Source organism: Kitasatospora sp. NPDC001159 (genome assembly GCF_053598235.1).
In genome coordinates, this window is sequence record NZ_JBSFJV010000013.1 from 1 (window position 1) to 19,377 (window position 19,377).

Annotated in this window: 15 protein-coding genes; 10 read left to right on the forward strand and 5 right to left on the reverse strand. The window is 73.8% G+C overall.

Features of this window, described 5'->3' with window-relative positions; genetic code table 11:
• Positions 1-713 precede the first annotated feature (713 nt).
• Positions 714-1,064: a hypothetical protein gene (locus ACWC9T_RS09425; RefSeq protein ID WP_449820454.1), complete on the forward strand. Its 351-nt coding sequence runs from the start codon at positions 714-716 to the stop codon at positions 1,062-1,064.
• Positions 1,065-1,209: 145 nt separating this feature from the next.
• Positions 1,210-1,860 (forward strand): sigma-70 family RNA polymerase sigma factor, encoded by a 651-nt coding sequence (locus ACWC9T_RS09430; RefSeq protein ID WP_449820455.1) that lies wholly within the window; start codon positions 1,210-1,212, stop codon positions 1,858-1,860.
• A 51-nt stretch (positions 1,861-1,911) separates the two neighbouring features.
• On the opposite strand, the gene ACWC9T_RS09435 is transcribed toward ACWC9T_RS09430, so the two are convergent.
• Positions 1,912-4,719 (reverse strand): BTAD domain-containing putative transcriptional regulator, encoded by a 2,808-nt coding sequence (locus ACWC9T_RS09435; RefSeq protein WP_449820456.1) that lies wholly within the window; start codon positions 4,717-4,719, stop codon positions 1,912-1,914.
• Positions 4,720-5,079: 360 nt separating this feature from the next.
• On the opposite strand from ACWC9T_RS09435, the gene ACWC9T_RS09440 reads away from it, so the two are divergent.
• Both ACWC9T_RS09440 and ACWC9T_RS09445 read left to right on the forward strand, forming a co-directional pair.
• Positions 5,080-7,896: a BTAD domain-containing putative transcriptional regulator gene (locus ACWC9T_RS09440; protein ID WP_449820457.1), complete on the forward strand. Its 2,817-nt coding sequence runs from the start codon at positions 5,080-5,082 to the stop codon at positions 7,894-7,896.
• Positions 7,897-8,115: 219 nt separating this feature from the next.
• Entirely contained in the window at positions 8,116-10,470 is a 2,355-nt protein-coding gene (locus ACWC9T_RS09445; protein WP_449820458.1) for an ATP-binding protein, read from the forward strand.
• Positions 10,471-10,526: 56 nt separating this feature from the next.
• On the opposite strand, the gene ACWC9T_RS09450 is transcribed toward ACWC9T_RS09445, so the two are convergent.
• Complete coding sequence (locus tag ACWC9T_RS09450; RefSeq protein WP_449820459.1) at positions 10,527-11,789, reverse strand: serine hydrolase domain-containing protein; 1,263 nt, start codon at positions 11,787-11,789, stop codon at positions 10,527-10,529.
• Positions 11,790-12,090: 301 nt separating this feature from the next.
• Between ACWC9T_RS09450 and ACWC9T_RS09455 the strand changes: the two genes are divergently transcribed.
• Positions 12,091-13,086 (forward strand): phospholipase D-like domain-containing protein, encoded by a 996-nt coding sequence (locus ACWC9T_RS09455; RefSeq protein ID WP_449820460.1) that lies wholly within the window; start codon positions 12,091-12,093, stop codon positions 13,084-13,086.
• 64 nt (positions 13,087-13,150) lie between these two features.
• A complete protein-coding gene (locus tag ACWC9T_RS09460) occupies positions 13,151-14,068 on the forward strand; it encodes an alkaline phosphatase family protein (protein ID WP_449820461.1) in 918 nt (305 codons plus the stop codon).
• Positions 14,069-14,086: 18 nt separating this feature from the next.
• Here ACWC9T_RS09460 and ACWC9T_RS09465 read toward each other — a convergent pair whose 3' ends face one another.
• Entirely contained in the window at positions 14,087-15,334 is a 1,248-nt protein-coding gene (locus ACWC9T_RS09465; RefSeq protein ID WP_449820462.1) for an MFS transporter, read from the reverse strand.
• 82 nt (positions 15,335-15,416) lie between these two features.
• Here ACWC9T_RS09465 and ACWC9T_RS09470 point away from each other — a divergent pair, with 82 nt between their 5' ends.
• A complete protein-coding gene (locus ACWC9T_RS09470; protein WP_449820463.1) occupies positions 15,417-15,935 on the forward strand; it encodes a MarR family winged helix-turn-helix transcriptional regulator in 519 nt (172 codons plus the stop codon).
• Between the two features lie 55 nt (positions 15,936-15,990).
• Positions 15,991-16,590, forward strand: a complete 600-nt coding sequence (locus ACWC9T_RS09475) for a hypothetical protein (protein ID WP_449820464.1) — start codon at positions 15,991-15,993, stop codon at positions 16,588-16,590.
• Here the strand turns inward: ACWC9T_RS09475 and ACWC9T_RS09480 are convergent.
• On the reverse strand, positions 16,578-17,615 hold the full coding sequence (locus tag ACWC9T_RS09480; RefSeq protein WP_449820465.1) for a TolB family protein: 1,038 nt from the start codon (positions 17,613-17,615) through the stop codon (positions 16,578-16,580). The two genes, ACWC9T_RS09475 and ACWC9T_RS09480, sit on opposite strands and share 13 nt — an antisense overlap.
• Before the next feature lie 127 nt (positions 17,616-17,742).
• Positions 17,743-18,213 carry a nuclear transport factor 2 family protein gene (locus tag ACWC9T_RS09485; RefSeq protein WP_449820466.1) on the reverse strand — a complete coding sequence of 157 codons (471 nt, stop codon included), beginning with the start codon at positions 18,211-18,213 and terminating at the stop codon, positions 17,743-17,745.
• Between the two features lie 104 nt (positions 18,214-18,317).
• On the opposite strand from ACWC9T_RS09485, the gene ACWC9T_RS09490 reads away from it, so the two are divergent.
• The gene (locus ACWC9T_RS09490; protein ID WP_449820467.1) at positions 18,318-18,887 is read left to right on the forward strand and encodes a TetR/AcrR family transcriptional regulator; all 570 of its coding nucleotides are present in this window, start codon (positions 18,318-18,320) and stop codon (positions 18,885-18,887) included.
• A 272-nt stretch (positions 18,888-19,159) separates the two neighbouring features.
• A complete protein-coding gene (locus ACWC9T_RS09495; protein ID WP_449820468.1) occupies positions 19,160-19,303 on the forward strand; it encodes a hypothetical protein in 144 nt (47 codons plus the stop codon).
• Positions 19,304-19,377 lie beyond the last annotated feature (74 nt).

Genomic DNA, 19,377 nt, shown 5'->3' on the forward strand with positions numbered 1-19,377 from the left:
CGAACAGCCCATCCTCGCCATGCACACCGGGATCATCCCGCACGAATGATCACGAGACGCAGGTGGGTTGCCTGTTACTGAGACACGCTCCTAGCCTCGTGGCTCCAGGGCCTCGTCATCCTCGAGGACCTGCAGCACCGCGACGCCGACGCCGTCCGGGCCCGGCTGAGCGCCCACACCAGTCCGGAGCGCCTCCGGTGAGCGGCGCACCAGGCGCCGGAAATTGCCCTGACCGGTATTCCGGCCGTGCGGCGGAGGGCCGGAAGATCCGCGCGGCCGGGAAGCATTGTCAGGAGCCCGCCAGAACCCCCGGTGAACACCGGCTGGGCGGGCTACGTCCTGCCGATGCAGGAGAAGATCACCTTCGGGTACGTGCTCAGCAACGACCCGCGCCCGTTCTTCATGCATCCGCGATCACGGTCGCCGACCCGTTCGGCACCCACGTGCTGCCCAAGCTCGCCGGGAAGCCGGACGAGGAGCTGCACGTCGGCTCCACCCACCACCACCCGGACCAGACCCCGCCGGGGCAGGCGAAGAAGTAGCTCTTGTCAAGCGCCGACGACCGGTCGGGGGCACCTGCCCCGACCGGCCGTCGGCTTGCGGGTCCGTTGGTTAGAGTCGCGGCACGGAAGCCCCCTGGTGCCAGGCCGGGAACGGCTGAACCGCTGTCGGAGCAGAGGCCGTTGAACGGGACGGGACGGGGAGGAACGGGGATGGAAGCGGACCGGTCGGAGGCGCGCGCGTTCATCGCGGCCCTAGTGCGCGAGGATGCGCCGAGCCTGCCGGGGACGCCCGCGCTGGCCGTACCGGAGGGGCCGGTGGCCGAGGTGACCGCCGTCGCCCGGCGGCTGGCCCTGTACGCGCTGCCGGCGGGTCGGCCGGGGCCGGAGCCCGCGCCCGAGCTGCTGGAGCTGGCGGCGGCGCTGGTGGTGGACGAGCACCCGTCGGCGCCGCGCTGGTCGGCGGCCGAACGCCGACGGCTGGCGCACTGGGTCGCGGTGCTGATCGAGTACCGGGGCGAGGACGGCGTGCAGGACCTGGTCCGGGAGCTCAACCGGGGCTGAAGCCGGCGGTCGGACGGCGGCCGGACAGGGACGTTGGCGGATCGTTGGCGGGTTCTTGGCCGCGCCCGGCAGCCTGCTGTGAGGAGCCGCCGAGAACCGATGGCGGGCTCCCAGCCGTGCCCTTGCCCGACCTGAGAGGTAGCGCGTGTCGAAGCCCTCCGTTGCCCAGCCCGCCCCCGGCCCCCAGCCGTTCGCAGCCACACCGGCCATCGCAGACACAGCAGACGCACCGGCCGCTGCGCCGGCGACACCCGAGCCGGGTACGGCCCGCCCGACCCTCGACCCGGAGTTCCTCGCCGAGATCCACCGGCTGCACGGCGGCTACATCCTGCGCTCCCTGCTCCGGACCACCAGGGGCGACCGCGGCAAGGCCGAGGACATCCTGCAGGAGACCCTGCTGCGGGCCTGGCAGCACCCGGAGGCGATGAGGAACGGCCCCGAGGGCAGCCGGGCCTGGCTGTTCACCGTTGCCCGGCGGATCGCGATCGACCACTACCGGATGGCTGCCTCCCGCGCACCCGAGGCGATCGGGGAGCCCCTGGAGGACCATCCGGTGGCGGAGGACCCGTACGAGCAGGTGGTGGTCGCCCGGGACATCGCCCTGGCGCTGCGGCGGGTGCAGAAGCACCACCGGGAGGTGCTGGTCGAGCTGCACCTGAAGGACCGCTCGGTGCAGGAGGCCTCGGCCAAGCTGGGGGTGCCGCCGGGGACGGTCAAGTCCCGGAACTTCTACGCGGTCCGGGCGCTGCGGCCGGTGCTCGCGGCGGAGCACGGGTACGCGCCGGTCAGCCGGTGACGTCGCGACGGGCGGTCCGCGGGCCGGGGGAGCCCGAGGACCGCGCGCCGGTCAGGCCGTGAACTCCAGCCGGTCGCCGCGCAGGCTGAGCGAGGACTCCAGGGCGGCGGTGAACTCGCTGTTGAAGCCCGCGACGTGTTCGAGGCGGCGGAAACGGTCGAGCGCCGAGCGCAGCCGCTCCCGGACCTGCGGACCGCGGCCGCGCGCCAGCAGATGGGTGGCGTAGGACTGTTCGGCGACGGCGTGCAGATAGAGCAGGCCCGCCTCCTCGCAGGCGGCGAGCAACCGGTGCCAGGCGAGGTCGGCGGCGGTGTCCCGGACGGCCGGTGACAGGGCCTGGGCCTCGGTCAGCAGCGACCACAGGTGGACCTGGGTGACCGGCAGGGGCGGCAGCAGCTCCCTAGCCTCCCGGGACCTGCGCTGGGCGGCCTCCGGATCGCCGGCGGCCAGACTCACCCAGCCCTGGTGGACCAGGGCGTCGACCAGGCGCTTGCGGTTCCCGGACTCGACGGCGAGCGCCGTCGCGTCGGCGGCCAGCCGCCTGGCCTCGGCGGAGTCGCCCAGCATCGCGGTGACCAGCCCGAGGGTGGCGAGCGCCCGGACGTGTGCCGAGGCGGCCGCGGGCCCCTCGGCCGAACCGGACTCGGCGGCGGCCACCGCCCTGCGCGCCGCCTCGGCGGACTCCCGGCGGCGTTCGAGCGCGACGAGCGCCTGCGCCCGGCAGTTGTGCAGGAAGGCTGCCGCGACGGGGTCGCCGCACCGCTCGGCCGCGGCCAGGCCGACGTCGGCGCGGGCCAGCCAGTCGGTGAAGCGGCTGGCACCGTAGTAGAGCGATCCGGTGGTCAGCGCGAGCCGCCAGGCGCGGTCGGGGGCGGCGACGGCGGCGCCGTCGACGAGCACCCGGATCGCGGGCTCCTCCGCGCGGAACCAGTCGAGCGCGGCGCGGATGCCGGCGGCGGACGGCACGGCGTACCGCGGGCGGGCGGGGCCGTCGGTGTCCTCCTGCCCGGGGTCGAGGTAGCTGCCGCAGTGCTCAAGGGCGGCCTGGTAGTAGTCCAGCAGGCGCTCACGGGCCTGCTGCCGGCGTTCCTCGGGCCGGGCGGCGAACAGCTCGACGCTGAACAGCCGGACCAGGTCGGTGCGGTGGTAGCGGCCGGGGGCGGTGCCGGTGAGCAGGTGGTGGGAGGCCAGTTCCCCGAGCGCCCGGTGGGCGGTGGCGGTGTCGGTGCCGAGCAACGCGGCACTCGCGAGGGTGTCCACCTCCCGACCGGGGTGGGCGGCGAGCAGGGTGAGGAGTTCCAGTGCCTCATCGGTCAGTTGGCGAAGCGTCAGTGTCAGCTGCGGCCGGATGCCGGTGCTGTCGTCGATGTCCAGGCCGGCCAACCGGGTGTCCTCGTCGGCCAGTTCGTCCGCCAACTCCGCGACCGACCAGGTCGGGTGGGTGGCCAGCCGGGCGGCGGCGAGCCGCAGGGCGAGCGGCAGGTGCTCGCAGAGGCGGGCGAGCCGCGCGGCCTCCGCCGGCTCGGCGCGCAGCCGTTCGGGGGCCAGCAGCTGTTCCAGCAGCCGCAGGGCGTCGTCCTCGGGCAGTGCGGTCAGGCGCAGCAGGGCGGCGGCGTCGGTGGCGACCAGTTCCTCCAGTGAGCCGCGGCTGGTGACCACGGCGGCGCAGTCAGGCCCCTCGGGCAGCAGGTCGGTGAGCTGGTCGGCGTCGGCGGCGTCGTCCAGGAGCACCAGCAGACGCCGGTCCCGGGTCCGTTCGCGGAAGAGCGCGGCCCGGTCGGCCAGGTCGCCGGGGACGTCGCCGTCGGGCACGCCGAGGGCGCGCAGGAAGTGGCCGAGGACGGCCTCGGGTTCGGCGGGTCCGGCCGGGTCGAGGCCGCGCAGGTCGGCGTAGAGCCGGCCGTCGGGGAAGCGGGCGGCTGCCCGGTGGGCCCAGGCGGTGACCAGCGCGCTCTTGCCGACCCCGGCCGGGCCGACCACCAGCGCCGGGCCGTCGGAGGACCGGTCGGCGGCGCAGGCGCGGTCCAGCCAGGCCAGCTCGGCCGCCCGTCCGACCAGCGCGACGCGCTGCCGGGGGAGTTGCTGCGGGACCCGCACCACTGGCTGGGCGGCGGCCGGCGGCCGGTCGTCCGCCAGCACCTCTGCCAGCGCCGCCTGCAGTGCGGGCCCGGGGTGGATGCCCAGTTCGCGGTCCAGCCGCAGACGGGCCTGGTGGTAGGCGTTCAGTGCGTCCGCCGGCCGTCCGGCCTGGTGCAGACAGCGCATCAGCAGCGCCACCAGCTCCTCGCGCAGCCCGTCCCGCCGGACGTTCTGCTCCAGCACCGCCACCGCCGCCGCACCGGTGCCCTGGTGCAGCCGCAGTCCGGCCCAGCGGAGCAGGGCGGCGGTGCTGGACTGCTTCAGGTGGTCCACCGCGGCGGCGCGCAGCGGCGTGTCGGGCAGGTCGGTCAGGGCCTCGCCGCGCCACAGCCGCAGGGCCTCCTCCAGCAGCGCGATCGCCTCGGTGTCGTCGCCGCGGCCCGCCCGTTCCTCGGCCTGCCCGCTCAGCGCCTCGAAGTGCAGCGCGTCCACCTCGACGGCCGGCCCGGTCAGCAGGTAGCCGGATGCCCGGGTGTGCAGCTCGAACGGCGTGTCGGCGAGCACCTTGCGCAGCGCGGCGACATGCCCCTGCACCGCCGCCCGTGAGCTGGCCGGCGGGCGGTCCCCCCACAGCAGCTCGCAGAACTGGTCCACGGTGACCAACCGTCCCAGCCGCAGTGCCAGCAACGCCAGGATCGCACGCCGCTGCGGCCCCGCCAGCGTGGCGAAGCCGTCCGCCCCGACCCGCAGCTCCACCGGCCCGAGGAGCCGAATCCGCACCAGTACCCCCACCATCCACCATGCCGCACCCGACATATCCCGAAGCCGGCCCTCGGGGTGGCGCAGTGTAGTGCGTACGCATGTCCTGAACGCACTCGAACGCTCACCGCCGACAGGGCCTCCACCGGTACAGAGCCCGGAGGGGCGCGCGATGGTTGCCTCCGTGCAGGCATCGGCGGCCGCGGCGATGTCGGTCCTGACTTGCCGTCGGGTAGTCACTCCGCTGCTTCCCCCGGCCTGAAGACCGAGGCATCCTGGGAGAAAGCAGCTGAACCAATCAGTTCCGGTTCGTCGTAGCTTCCTACGATGGGTGGGCAAGCCCCGGGGCGAAAGGGGCAGGCCGGAGCCGGGGAGGGGACCATGGACATCGGGCTGCTCGGGCCGATGACGGTTCGGCGCGCGGACGGCACGGAGGTCACGCCCTCGGCCCCGAAGCGGCGGGCGCTGCTGAGCGCGCTGGCCGTACGGCTGAACCAGCCGGTGAGCGCCGAGCAGCTGATCGAGCTGGTCTGGGACGGCGTCGCCCCGCCCACCGCCAGGGCGGCGCTGCAGGGGCACGTGGCGGCGCTGCGGCAGCTGTTGGACGACCCCCGGCTCGCACTCGGCACCCGAGGGGGCGGGTACGTCCTGGAAGGGGACGCGGACCGGGTGGACCTGGTGCGCTTCGGCTCGCTCTGCGACCGGGCGGGGGTGCTGCTGCCCGAGCCCGCCGCCCGGGTCGAGCCGGACGACCCCGCGGTGTCGCTGCTGCGGACGGCCCTCGACCTGTGGCGCGGCCCGGCGCTGGCCGACTGCGGATCAGAGCTGCTGCGCGAGCGCACCCTCCCGTACCTGACCGACCTGCGGCTGTGCGCCCTGGACCGGCTGGCCGAGGCACTGCTGCGGGCCGGTCGCGGCGGCGAGTTGACCGCCGAACTGGCGGAGGCGGCCGAGGCACACCCGACCCGGCGGACACTGGCCGCCCGGCTGATCCAGTGCCTGGAGCAGGCCGGTCGCGGCGCCGAGGCCCGGGAGTGGCACGACCGCACGGCTGCCCGGTTCAGGGCCTGTTTTCAAACTCCCGCCTGCGGGGCGACGCTCCCCCAGCCTTCGGCCGGGAGGTACCCCCAGGGCACAAGCGCACCTCGCTGCGTTGTCGTCGGTCGCCAGTGCTCCGCAGTGGCTCCCTCCTCCGCCTCGCGATGCCCGCACCCCAACGCCGCTCCGCCCGCCGTCGGGGCGGACGACGGGAGTTTGAAGACCGTCCCTGGCCCCCAGAGACAGACCCCGCCCGACCGCCGTTTCGTCGGCCGCGCCGCCGAACTCGCCCGACTGCACGAGACCCTGTCCCTCGCCGCGCGGACCGGCCGCCCGATCCTGGTCACCGGCCCGGCCGGAGTCGGCAAGACCGCCCTGGTCCGGCACTGGGCGGCCCAGCGCTTCCCGGACGGCGTGCTGTACGCGGACCTGCGCGGTTTCGACCCGGAGGGGCCGCGGCAACCCGCTGACGTCCTGGGCGGGTTCCTCACTGACCTCGGGCTCGCCCCGGACGCCCTCCCCGCCGAACCGGAGGATCGCGCCGCCCGCTACCGCGAACTCCTGGCCGACCGCAGGATGGTGATCCTGCTGGACGACGCCGCCTCGTACCGCCAGCTCGCCCCGCTGCTGCCCGACCGCCCCTCCTTCCCGTCGGACGGCGCCGGTCCGGTCGCCGTGGTCACCAGCCGCGGCCGCCTGCGCGAGCTGCTGGTCCATGAGGACGCCCTGCCGATCCCGCTCGGCCCGCTGACCGCCGAGGACTCCCACGCCCTGCTCGCCCGCACCTTCGGCCCCGAGTTCCCGGACCGCCCCGTCGCCGACCCGGAGGCCGTCGCCGAACTCGCCGAGGGCTGCGACCACTTGCCGCTCGCGCTGCGCCTGGCCGCCGCCCGGCTGGCCGCCCGCCCGGACTGGTCCGCGGAGGACCTCGCCGCCGAACTCGCCGACGAGCAGACCGGCCTGGACGCCCTGGCGGGCACCGGAACCGGCCGCAGCCCGACCGGCATCACCGCCGCCCTGGACCGGACCTACCGGACGCTGCAGCCCGCCGCAGCCCGGCTGTTCACCCTGCTCGGCCTGCACCCCGGCGCCGTCCTCGACACCGCCACCGCCGCCGCCCTCGCCGACCTCCCGCGGGGCGCCACCCGCACCCTGCTGGCAGCCCTCGACACCGTCCACCTTCTGGAGGAGGTCAGCCCCGGCCGCTTCGCCCGCCGGGAGCTGGTCCGCCGCTACGCCGCCCGGCAGGCCGCCGAACTCGGCTGCGAGGAACGGTTCGTCGCCCTCGACCGGCTGATCGCCCACTACCTGGAGCTCACCGCCGGCTGGGCGGCCGAGGGCTCGGCGCCCGGCGGCGGCGCCCGGGCGGCGTCCTGGTTCCGGCGCGAGGAGAGCGCGCTGCGGGCCGTCGTGGTCTGCGCCGAGCAGTACGGACGTACCGTCGCCGCCTGGCAACTCGCGCACCGGATCGGCCTGTTGTACGAGACCACCGGCCACGACCGGACCCACTGGCGGGCCGTCGCGGAGGCCGGACTGCGAGCCGCCCACACCGGGCGGGACGAGGCGGCCGTCGCCCGGCTCGGTACCGACCTCGCCGTTCTGCACATCGACCGCGCGGCCCACCGCACCGCCGTCGAGCACCTGGAGCGGGCCGTCGCGGCCGCCGACCGGGCCGGGGACGCGGTGCTGCGTCACCACTGCCGCAGCCGGGTGGCCGCCGCGCTGCTGCGGGCCGGGCGGCACGACCGGGCGGTGCCCATCCTCACCGACCTGGTGGCCGCCGCCCGCACCCCGGCCGCCGACCACCTGCTGGTCCGCTCGCTCACCGACCTCGCCGATGCCCTGGTGCTGGCCGGTACCCCCGAGCGGGCGCTCGCCCACGCCGACGAGGCGGTCCGCACCGCCACCGCCCGTACCGGCGGTGCGGAGGCCGTACTCGCCACCCACAGCCGGGCCCGCGCCCTGCACGCCCTCGGCCGTCGGGACGCCGCCCTGTCCTGCGCCCGACTGGCCGTCGCACTCGCCCGGACCGTCGGCGACGCCGCCGTGGAGGCGCGCTCCCACGGCCTGCTCGCCGACCTGCTGTTCGAACTCGGCCGCAGAGCCGAAGGCGAGGAGGCCAGACGCCGGGAGCGGGAGCGATCGGCAGGCGAGCGCTGAGGGCGCGATCGCCTCCCGCCGCAGGCGGAACTATCGGCAGTTCCAGCGCGTGCCAGCCCGCCGCCGCCACTGGCGGAACCGGATGCGCCACCGCAGGTCAGGGGAAAGATCGCCGGGCGGATGCCCGTTCGGGGCATACTTCTGCCCGAGGGAAGTCTGTCCGGCGCGACGTCCGGCAGAACTGCGGGAATTCGCGGCGCGATCGGGGACGGGCGGGGCATGACCTCTGGGGGCAGCGCGGGGACGGGCGGCGGCGGGTTCTGCCGCCTGCTGGCCGGGTACCGGGTCGAGGCGGGCCTGACCCAGGAGGAGCTGGCCGCCGGAGCCGGGGTCAGCCTGCGCGCCCTCGGGGACATGGAGCGCGGCCGTACCCGCGGACCGCAGCGGCGCACCGTCCAGGCACTGGCCGCAGCCCTGCGGCTGGACGAGGCGCAGGCGGCCGCCCTCGAACGGGCGGCGCAGTCCGGCCGTCCCCGCGGCACCCGGCAGCCAGCGGCCCGGGCAGCGAACCCGGCACCGGCGCAGACACCGGCGCAGGCCCCGGACCAGGCGCCCGCCGCCCGGCCCGCCGAGCCGGGAGCACCGACGGAGTCCCTCACCGCCCTCGCCCTCCCGCGCGACATCGCCGACTTCACCGCCCGGGAGGAGGCTCTTGCCGCCCTCGCCGCCTTCGCCGACGACGAACAGCCCGCCCACCCCCGGGTGGTGCTGGTCAGCGGACAGCCCGGCCTCGGCAAGACCGCCTTCGCCCTGCACGCCGCCCACGCCCTCGCCCCGCACTTTCCGGACGGCCAACTCTCCCTCGACCTCGGCGGCACGGTCCCCACCCCGCTCTCCGCCCGCGAGGCCCTCGGCCAGGTGCTGCGCGCCCTCGGCGTCGCCGACGCCGCCGTGCCCGCCGGGACGGAGGAGCGGGCCGGCCTCTACCGCGCCCTGGTGCGCGACCGCCGGCTCGTGCTGGTGCTGGACAACGCCGCCGACGAGAGCCAGGTGCGCCCGCTGCTGCCCGGCTCCGGACCGGCCGTGACCATCGTGACCAGCCGGGCCGCCCTGCCCGGCCTGGAGTCGGTGCACCGGCTGCGGCTGGGCGTGCTCTCCCCGACCGAGGCGGTCGGCCTGCTGGCCCGGATCGCCGGGCGCGAGCGGATCGAGGCCGCGCCCGACGCGGCCGCCGACCTGGCCCGGCTCTGCGGCTACCTGCCGCTCGCGCTGCGGATAGCCGGTCAGCGCCTGGTCTCCCGACCGCAGCAGCAGGTGGTCCACCTGGTGCGTCAACTCGCCTCCGAGGAGAGCCGGTTGGACCTGCTGACGGCCGGTGACCTGGCGGTCCGCCCGGCCTTCGAGCTGTCCTACCGCAAGCTTTCCGCCGAGTCCCGACTCGTGCTCCGCCGCTGCGCGTTGACCGCCGGGCCGGACTTCACGGCCGCCGTCCTCGCCGCCTACGCGGGCCTGCCGCCGGTGCGCACCGAACTCCTCCTGGAGGAGCTGGTCGACGCCGGACTCGTGCAGCCGGCCACCTCGGAGCGCTACCGCCTGCACGACCTGGTACGGCTGTACGCGGGGGAGCGGCTGGCTGCAGACGAGACGGCCGAGGAGGTCGCCGACGCCCGTACCGAGGCCGGTCGTCGGCTGTTGCGCCGGGCGGCGGCACACGGGCTGCGGTTCGACCCGGACCACGCGATCGGCGCAGCGGCTGACGACCCGACCGAGGTGCCGCTCACCGAGGCCGCCCGCTGGCTGGAGGAGGAGCACCCGGAGTGGCTGGCGGCCCTCTACGAGGCGCAGCGGACCGGCCGCCACCGGGAGGTGATCGACACCGCCGAGGCCATGCACTGGTTCTCCGACCGGCTGCTGAGCTGGGACCTCTGGGGCGAGGTGTTCCAGCTCTCGGTGGACGCCGCGCGGGCGAGCGGCGACCGCCGGGCCGAGGCGGTGCATCTGAACTACCTGGCCTGGACGTACGTCACCTGTCTGCACCGCTACCAGCGCGGTATCGAACTCGCGGGCGAGGCGATGGAGTTGGCCCGCAGCCTGGCCGATTACGAGCAGCAGGGCTGGGCGCTCACCTACCTCGCCGCCGGCCTGCGGCAGTTGCAAAAGCACCACGAGGCGAGCGAGAGCTACCAGCGGGCGGCGGACGCCTTCGCCGCCGTGGACAACCGGGCCGCGGCGATCGGTCGGCTGGTGACCCTGCGCGGCGCCGCGACCTGCCTGCGCAACCTCGGCCGGGCCGAGCAGGCGGTGGAGTTGCGCCGGCGCGCGCTGGCGGGCGCGCTGGAGCTGGTGGAACGCTGGTCCTCGCCCCTGATGCACCTGCTGGCGGCCGTGACGGCGCACGAACTCGGCCAGGACCGCGCGGCGTTGAAGCGCTGGCCGGCTGCCGAGAAGGCCTACCGGCAGGCGCTCGGCCACTACGAGGCGACCGGGTGCCCGGACAGCATGACCAAGACCCTGACCGAGCTGGGCACCGCCCTGATCGAGCAGGGCCGGGCGGACGAGGCCCGGGAGATCCTCACGGAGGCGCTCACCGACCTGAGCGCGGACGGCAGCCGCTCCGGCCGGGTCTCACCCTAGCGGGCCGCAGCAAGCCGTAGCGAGCTGTGGCGAGTCCCGGCCGGGCGGCGGAGGCGTCAGATCCGGGTGTCCTCCACCACTGGAACACCCTGGTCGTCCCCGTCCTGCGGTGCGAAGTTCGTCCGCGGCGCGGCCGCCGGCTTCTTCCCGCAGAAGGCCGGCTCCAGCGCGTTCATCAGCCCCTGGGTGACTGCGCCGTTGTTGGAGGCGTTGGCGAACACGACCACGCTGCGCTGCCCGTCTGGCGTGGTGAAGGACTGGCTCTGGTAGCCCTGGACGATGCCGCCGTGCCCGTAGACGTCCCCGCAGGAGAGCGAGATCCGGCGCAGCCCGAGCCCGTAGCTGATCTTGGCGGTCGGCGTCGGCAGCACGGCCTCCATCTGCTTCAGCGAGGCGTCCGAGATCAGGCCGCCGTTGCTGCCCGCCATCAGTGCGGTGAGGAAGCGGTCGAGGTCGCCGGCGGAGGAGATGACCGCCCCCGCGCTCCACACCCAGGAGCCGGTCTGCTCGGTCGAGTCCAGCAGCGGCTTGGTGCGGTCGTCGTTGGTGAGGTAGCCGGTGACGTGGGCGCCCTCGATCCGCTGGTCGGGGACCACGAAGGAGGTCTTGTCCAGGCCCAGCGGCTCGATGATCCGGTCGCGCAGCACGTCCGCGTAGGGGCGGCCGGTGAGGTGCTCGACCGCCATGCCCATCAGCACGAAGTCGGTGTTGGAGTAGGAGTAGCGGCTGCCCGGGGTGTACTGCTGGCCGTGCTTCACCGACATCGCCACCAGGTCGGCCGGCGGGTAGACCTTGGTGCGGATGCGGGCCTCGAAGGCGCTGGTGGTCTCCTCGCCGGCCTGCTCCAGCAGGTCGTTGGTGTGGTCGTAGACACCCGCGCGGTGCTCCATCACCTGGCGGCCCGTCATGGTCCAGCCCTCCGGCAGGGTGCCGGCCGGCAGGTAGTCGCGCAGCGGCTTGTCGAGGTCGATCCGGCCCTCCTCCGCCAGCTGCATCACGAGAACGGCCGCGAACATCTTGCTGTTGCTGCCGACCCGGAACCTCCACGAGGAGTTCATCGGGGTCCCGTCGAGATTCGCCTCGCCGACGGTCAGCGAGCGGGTCCGCTCGTCCTCGTCGTGATCCCGGATGACCGCGAAGGCGCCGGGGGCGCCCGCACGCATGGTGGCCTGAAGTGCGCTGAGCACCCCGGCGGTGTCCGGGGCGGGCAGCGCGGCGCCGTCGCCGTCGGCGGCCAGGGCGGGCACGGTTCCGGTCGCCGCCAGGACGGCAGCGGCCGCGGCCACCGCGAGGGGACGCAGCAGGCTGGTCTTCGCCATGTTCTCCGGCTCTCTCGTGAGCTGACGCGGCGTCCGATCGCGCCGCTCGAAAATCACTATCACCGGTCCCGACGGCCGGTCGCAACGTGAACCGCGCTGCCCGCATTGTCCGTTTTCAGCACGATTTGTCATGTGTGCCATTCGTTTTCCGGCCTGGGGGCAAGGTTTTACCTGCTGTCGTCTACCCGCGTTGACTGCCGCGCCCGCATGCTGATCGGGCGCTTCGTTCGCCGCGTTCGCCGCGTCCGTTCCGGGTGCCCCGATGCACCGACCTCCCCCCTCACCGACCATGGAGTCCCCCATGCCCCTGGCCACCTTCGCGCGCCGTGCGGGTGCGTTGCTCCTCGCCGGCGCCGGTCTGATATCCGCCACCGGCACCGCCCGGGCCGACGCCCCCGACGCCGGGACGTACTCGGCGATCGTCTTCCCCGACCAGGACCACAGTGTGGTCGACACCTTCATCGGCTCGGCCACCACGTCCGTCGACGTGACCATGTACGAGCTGCGCGACACCGCGGCCGTCAACGCCCTGATCGCGCGTCAGCGGGCCGGTGTGCGGGTCCGGGTGATCCTGGACGCTCGGCACACCTCGGTCAACGGTGCCGCCTACAGCGCGCTGAGCGCGGCCGGCGTGGGCGTGACGTACTCCTCCTCGGCGTTCGTCTACACCCACCAGAAGACCGTCACCGTCGACGCCACCAAGTCCCTGATCCTGACCGGGAACCTGGACGCGACCTACTACTCCAGCAGCCGCGACTACGGCGTCTTCGACAGTGACGCCAACGACGTCGCCGCGATCGAACAGGTCTTCGCCGCGGACTACGCCAAGACCTCGATCACCCCCTCGGACGGCGACAACCTGGTCTGGTCGCCCACCGACTCGCAGGACCGCCTGCTGGCGCTGATCAACGGCGCGCAGACCTCCCTCGACGTCCAGGAGCTGGAGTTCGGCGACCCGGCGCTGGTGGACGCGATCACCGCCGCCGCCAACCGCGGCGTCACCGTACGGGTCGTCGGCATGAACCCGAGCTCTTACGGCTCCTACTTCGACCAGGTCACCACGGCCGGCGCCAAGGTCGCCACCTACTCCTCGACCACCGGCCTGTACATCCACGCCAAGGCCATCGTGGCCGACTACGGCACCCCCTCGGCCAAGGTGTTCGCCGGCTCGGAGAACTTCTCCGACAACTCGCTGAACAGCAACCGCGAGCTGGGCCTGATCATCTCCGACTCCGGCGTGCTCAACACCATCGAGACGACCTTCGACACCGACTTCGCCAACGGCACCCCGTACTAGGCCGTTCGCGAGCGCCCGACAGTCCGTCACCTCCGCCGAGCTGTTCTCGACCCGAGGATTAGTCATGACTTCGTCCGCGAAGCTCCTGAACGACACCCCCGACACCCCCCGCCGCCGCTCCCGCCGCACCGCGACCGCGATCGGCTCGGCCGTCGCCCTGGTCGCGGCCTCCGCCGGGCTCTGGGCGGCCACCGCCACCACCGCGCAGGCGGCCGGGCTGCCCACGCCCGACCACATCATCGTCGTGGTGATGGAGAACCACGCCTACAGCCAGATCATCGGCAGCAGCAGCGCGCCCTACATCAACAACACTCTGAAGGCGGGCGGCGCCAACCTCACCCGGTCCTACGCCATCACCCACCCCAGCGAGCCGAACTACTACGCCCTGTTCTCCGGCTCCACCCAGGGCCGGGTCGACGACAGCTGCGTGACGGTCGGTGGCTTCCACGCGCCGAACCTGGCCTCCGAGGTGGCCGCCGCCGGGAAGACCTGGGCCAGCTACAACGAGTCCCTGCCCAGCCAGGGCAGCACGGTCTGCAGCAGCGGCAAGTACGCGCAGAAGCACAACCCCTGGTTCGGCTTCGGCAACGTCCCGCTGAACACCGCCATGACCTTCACCCAGTTCCCGACCGACTACACCACCCTGCCGAACGTCTCCTTCGTCGTGCCGAACCTGTGCAGCGACATGCACGACTGCTCGGTCAGCACCGGCGACACCTGGATCAAGAACAACCTGGGCGCGTACGCCACCTGGGCGCAGACCCACAACAGCCTGCTGATCGTCACCTTCGACGAGGACAACAGCCTGTCCGGCAACCGGATCCCGACCGTGGTCTACGGCGCCCACGTCATCCCCGGCAGCAGCTCCGCCACCACCTACAACCACTACAACGTGCTGCGCACCCTGGAGGACCTCTCCGGGGCGAGCGGCCACGCGGGCAACGCGGCGAACGCCACGGACATCGCCGGCATCTGGAACTGACCTTCCGTCGACAGTGGTTCAGGAGTTCACCCGGACCGGTGGCCGCTCGGCGGCGACCGGTCCGGGCGCCTTCCGTTCGGTGCCGAGTCGGCGCACCCCCGGCACCGCCGCCGTGCCCGCGCACACCGCGGTCACCAGCGCCGCGGCGGCCAGCAGCGGCACCCGGCTGCCCCAGGCGTCGGCGGCCAGTGGCGCCAGCACGTACCCGAGCGGCGCGGCGGCCAGTGAGAGCAGCCAGTCGTAGGAGGTGACCCGGGCCAGCACCCCGGCCGGGAAGTCCTGCTGGACCACCGTCTCCCAGACCGGGTTGAGGAAGCCCAGCCCGGCCATCGCCACCCCGTACGCGGCCACCGTCAGCGGTGTGGGCGCCGGGACGGCGAGCGCCAGCAGCGGCAGTCCGTACAGGGCGAGGGCGAGGTTGCCGACCAGCACCGGGCGCCGGGGCCGGACCCGCCCGGCGAGCAGCGAGCCCAGCAGCAGGCCGACCGCCCCGGCCTGGGTGATCGCCACCCAGACGCCGTCCCCGCCCAGGCGGGAGGCGGCGATCAGCGGGCCGAGGGTGAGGGCGACGGCACTCGCGCCGTTCCACACCCCGTGGGCGATCAGGCTGGTCCAGTACCAGTCCCGGGAGCGCACCTCGCTCCAGCCCTCGGCGAGGTCCCGCCGCAGCGAGCGTGACCCGGCGGGGGTGTGGGCGACGGCGATCCGGGTGAGCAGGGCGGCGCTCAGCAGGAAGGAGACGCCGTCCAGGACGAAGGCCCAGCCGGGCCCGGCGGTGTACACCAGTACGCCCGCGAGCGCCGGGCCGCCGAGCCGGGCGGCGCTGGTGGCGGAGCCGAGCAGGGCGTTGGCGCGCAGTCGGTGTTCGGCCGGGACGGCGGCCCTGACCAGTGGCGAGGTGGTCGGCATGGCGAAGGCGGAGGCGATGCCGCCAGCCGCCGAGGCGAGCGCGATGTGGCTGAGGCTGGGGCGGTGTCCGAGGAGCTCCAGGCCGACCAGCAGCTGGGTGGCGGCGCGCAGCAGGTCGGTGGTGAGGGCGACCAGACGCGGGTTGACGCGGTCGCCGACCACTCCGCCGACGGGCAGCAGGAGCAGTCGCGGCACCATCGCGCAGCCCAGCACGAGGGCGAGCGCCGCGGAAGAGCCGGTGGCGCGGGTGATCGCGATGGCCAGGGCGGCGGGGACGACGGCGTCGCCGAGGGTGGAGACCGTCCGGCCGAGGAAGAGCAGGCGGAAGTCGCGCAGGCGCAGGGGGTGTTGGGGCATGCGCGGCACTGTATTTCGGTATCGAAATTTTGGCAACGAATATTTCGGCATCGATATATTCGGCTGTTTGTAGACTCCTCCCATGGCCGAGCACCCTCCCCAGCAGCCGACCCAGCCCCGCGACTGGTCGGACGGCCACGTCGAACGCTGGCTGCCGGTGCTCTCCGACCTCGACCCGGACATCGAGGCCTCCGTCACCCGGATGTCCCGGCTCACCCACCACCTCGGCCGGGTCCGCGAACAGGGCGTCGCCGACTTCGGCCTGCACAAGCACGAGTTCGACACCCTCCACGTGCTGGCCGGCCGGGGCGGCCACGCCGCCCCCTCCGACCTGCGCGCCGACCTCAACCTCGCCCCCGCCTCGATCACCGGCCGGCTGGAGACCCTGGAGCGCCGCGGCTTCATCGTCCGCACCCCCTCGACGGAGGACCGCCGGAAGGTCGACATCGTGCTGACCGAGGCCGGCCGCGCCGCCTGGCACGAGGCCCTCGACGTGGTCGGCCGCGAGGAGCGCCGCCTGCTGGGCGTGCTGACCGAGGAGGAGCGGCGGACGCTGTCCGACCTGCTGCGGAAGGTGATGCTGGCCCAGGAGGCGACGTAGAGGTAGTACGTGTACGGGTCGACCGGCGAGGCGTCCGCCTGGTATCGATGGGGGCGTGCGATTCGAACTAGTGCCGATGCCGGACGAGGTGGGGGCGCGCCCCAAGGACGGACGCGGATATCCGGTGCCGGCGATCACGCCGTGGCAGGACGGGCAGCCGCAGTTCGCCCTGACGGACTACGGGCGCAGCGCCGACTGCGCGCTGGAGCGCCGGTGTTCGGTGTGCGGCGAGCTGATGGCGCGCGGGCCGGTGTGGCGGGTGGTCGGCCCGGCGGAGAGCGCAGCGATCGCCTCGGCGATCGCTGCGGGGCGGCCGTACCGCAACCTCGCGCCGACCATGGAGGGCCCGGGCCACCGCTCCTGCATGCTGTACGCGTCGATGGTCTGCCCGTACCTGGCCCGGCCCAACGCCCGCCGGAGGGCGACGGCCGGGTCCACCGCGGACGGGTTGACCTCGGCTGCCGTCCGCGGTGCGGCGCGCGGCGGGACGGGCGCGGTGGTCGGGTTCGGTGACTACGAGTACGCGGTCACCGAGACCCGGGTGCTGTTCCGCTTCCTCGACGTGGTCGAGTTCCTGCCGCACGAGTCGGCCGACGAGCACCTCGCCGAGCTGCGCGCCGAGTTGGCCCGTGCGGCCGAGGCTCAGGGCCGGTAGGAGGGCAGGCCCTTGATGGTGGAGACCTGGGTCGGCGCCGCCGAGCCGTCGGCCGGCAGGGTGCTCACGCCGTCCGGGGTGCGGGCAGCGAGGGTCTTGCCGTCGGGGGACCACGCGGGCTCGGTGTAGTCCGTGGTGGCCGAGGGGGTGAGGTCCTTCTCGCTCTTCTGCTCGTAGTCGGTGGAGCGGGTGAACAGGTGGTCGTGGCCGTTCACCGAGCGGACGAAGACGACGTGTCCGCCGTCCGGGGACAGCGCCGGCTGCGATCCCTTGCCGATGTCGTGGGTGTTCGGGCGGATGTAGTCGTCGTAGATGTACACCTCGTTCCCCGGGGTGTTGGCGTACGCGATCTCGGCGTGCTGGCCGCCCGCGTTGGGCCAGGTGTTGCCGGTCGTCGGCGGCTGCGGGATGCCGTTGTCGGTGCCGCCCTCGGAGCTGCGCGGGGTGAGCACCTGGGGGGTACCGCCCTTGGCGGGGATGCTCTCCAGCTGCAGCACGCCGCCCTTGCTGGACGCGAACACGATGTTGTTGAAGTGCTCTGTCTCGTCGGGCACGGAGTCCCCGCCCGGCCCCTTCGAGGCGTGCTGCCAGGTCGGGTGGGACCAGGTCTCGCCGCTGGGCGCCTTGGCGAGTGGCACCTTGCCGCTGCCGTCCGCATTGGCGGTCATCAGGTCGCCGTCACCGTTGACGAAGACGACCTTCTTGCCGTCGGCGGACCACGCGAGGTCGCGGACCACCGTGCCGAAGTCGACGCTGGTGCCGTTCATCGCGACGGTCCTGGTGCCCGTGCTGATCGTCAGGTGATTGGCGGCGGAGGTGCCGTTGATCTCCTTGCCGCCCGGCGCGGGGCTGCCGGAATGCGACCCGCCGCCCGGCGCCGCCGTCCCCGGGGCCGCCGCACCGGGCGCGCTGGGGGCGGCGGTGGAGCCGGGGTCGCTGTTGTCGGGGCCGCACGCGGAGACCAGGACGGCTCCGACGGTGGTCATCAGGGCGATCGCGGCGGCAGAGCCGAATCTGTTGCGCACGGACATTCCAGGGCCCCCCTCGGGCGTTGCTGTTCGCTTTCGACAAGGAGATTCCCAGTCCCGGGTCAGCGCCCGATGCCCTCCGTGTCACAGCCGTGGAACAGTGTGGCCCGACGGCCAGGACCGCTCAGAGCCCGAGCTCGGTCAGCCCCGGGTGGTCGTCCGGCCGACGGCCCAGGGGCCAGTGGAAGAGTCGCTCGGCGGCGGTGATCGGCAGGTCGTTGATCGAGGCGAGCCGACGGGCCATCAGGCCGTGCTCGTCGAACTCCCAGTTCTCGTTGCCGTACGAGCGGTGCCACCGGCCGCTGTCGCCGTGCCACTCGTAGGCGAAGCGGACGGCGATCCGGTCGCCGTCGTGCGCCCACAACTCCTTGACGAGGCGGTAGTCGAGTTCGCGCTGCCACTTGCGGGTGAGGAAGTCGGTGATCGCCTCGCGGCCGGTCAGGAACTCGGCGCGGTTTCGCCAGCGGCTGTCGGGGGTGTAGGCGAGCGCGACCCGCTGCGGGTCACGGGTGTTCCAGGCGTCCTCGGCGGCCCGCACCTTTCGGCGGGCACTCTCCTCGGTGAACGGGGGCAGGGGAGGGCGTTGTTCGGTCATCGGCCCGGCTCCTCGGGGAAGGGCACTCCGTCGGTGAGAACGATCGTTCTCACTTTACTGGCTACCCTAGGAGAACAATCGTTCTCGCGCAAAGGGCACGGCAGATGAAACAGGAAGACCCGCGGACCCGCATCCTCGACGCGGCCGAGGAGCTGTTCTACGGACAGGGCGTCCAAGCGGTCGGCATGGACGCCGTCCGGGCCGCCTCCGGGATGACGATGCGCCGCGTCTACCAGCACTTCCCGTCCAAGAACGACCTGGTCGAGGCCTACCTGCAGCGCCGCGACGGGCGATGGCGGGCGAGCCTCGCCGTTCATGTCGCCCGGACCGGCGGCACGCCCCGGGAGCAGCTGCTCTCGGTCTTCGACTGGCTCGGCCAGTGGTTCGCCGAACCGGACTTCCGCGGCTGCGCCTTCGTGAACTCCTTCGGCGAGCTGGGCGCCACCACCCCCGCTGTCGCGGCGGCGGCCCGGCACCACAAGGAGGAGTTCGCCGGCTACCTGGCCGGCCTGGTCGAGGCCGTCGGCGCCCCGCCCGCTACCGCCGTCCACCTCACCCTGCTCGCCGAGGGCGCCATCACCACCGCGGCGATCCACGGCGACCCGGGCGCCGCCGCCGACGCGAAGGAGGCCGCCGGGCTGCTCCTGGACGCCGCCCTGGCCGCCCGGACCTAGCGGGCCGTGCAGGGCGTGGTTGCCGAAGACGGCGATCCGGCGCAGACACTCGACCCGGTCGACCGACTTGCGCCACTCGTCGGCGGTGGAGGAGTCGGGCGCTCCGGGCACCGGTGTGGGGCAGGGTCCCCCGCCCGATGAAGTAGCGCGCCCCGAACGAGCTGGTCGTGCCCCCGCAACCGTCTTCGGTGTCCGCTGGGCCCTGCCGCCTCATCAGTCCCACGTGCCCCACGTTTATCGCCCGTTGATCCCCGCCGCCTAGCGTCGTGCACATGGACGACAGGACGGCCGAGTGGTCGGGAGCGGCGCCCGAGGGGCGGATGACGGAGCAGGACGCCGAGCGGTTCCGGCGGTTGCTGGCCGGGTTGGAGGGCTCGCTGGCGGCGGACCGGGAGGCGGCGGGGCGTGACGCCTGAGGCCGTCGAGTCGCGTCCCGTGGTGGTGTTGCCGCTCTGGCGAAGAACCGAGCAGTGCGAGGACGTGGACCGGC

What these genes read in the sequence shown, in the direction of transcription:
- ACWC9T_RS09425 (WP_449820454.1), top strand. Translation starts at nt 714, where the DNA reads ATGGAAGCGGACCGGTCGGAGGCGCGCGCGTTCATCGCGGCCCTAGTG.
- ACWC9T_RS09440 (WP_449820457.1), top strand. Translation starts at nt 5,080, where the DNA reads ATGGACATCGGGCTGCTCGGGCCGATGACGGTTCGGCGCGCGGACGGC.
- ACWC9T_RS09445 (WP_449820458.1), top strand. Translation starts at nt 8,116, where the DNA reads ATGACCTCTGGGGGCAGCGCGGGGACGGGCGGCGGCGGGTTCTGCCGC.
- ACWC9T_RS09450 (WP_449820459.1), bottom strand. Translation starts at nt 11,789, where the DNA reads ATGGCGAAGACCAGCCTGCTGCGTCCCCTCGCGGTGGCCGCGGCCGCT.
- ACWC9T_RS09455 (WP_449820460.1), top strand. Translation starts at nt 12,091, where the DNA reads ATGCCCCTGGCCACCTTCGCGCGCCGTGCGGGTGCGTTGCTCCTCGCC.
- ACWC9T_RS09460 (WP_449820461.1), top strand. Translation starts at nt 13,151, where the DNA reads ATGACTTCGTCCGCGAAGCTCCTGAACGACACCCCCGACACCCCCCGC.
- ACWC9T_RS09465 (WP_449820462.1), bottom strand. Translation starts at nt 15,334, where the DNA reads ATGCCCCAACACCCCCTGCGCCTGCGCGACTTCCGCCTGCTCTTCCTC.
- ACWC9T_RS09470 (WP_449820463.1), top strand. Translation starts at nt 15,417, where the DNA reads ATGGCCGAGCACCCTCCCCAGCAGCCGACCCAGCCCCGCGACTGGTCG.
- ACWC9T_RS09485 (WP_449820466.1), bottom strand. Translation starts at nt 18,213, where the DNA reads ATGACCGAACAACGCCCTCCCCTGCCCCCGTTCACCGAGGAGAGTGCC.
- ACWC9T_RS09490 (WP_449820467.1), top strand. Translation starts at nt 18,318, where the DNA reads ATGAAACAGGAAGACCCGCGGACCCGCATCCTCGACGCGGCCGAGGAG.
- ACWC9T_RS09495 (WP_449820468.1), top strand. Translation starts at nt 19,160, where the DNA reads ATGGACGACAGGACGGCCGAGTGGTCGGGAGCGGCGCCCGAGGGGCGG.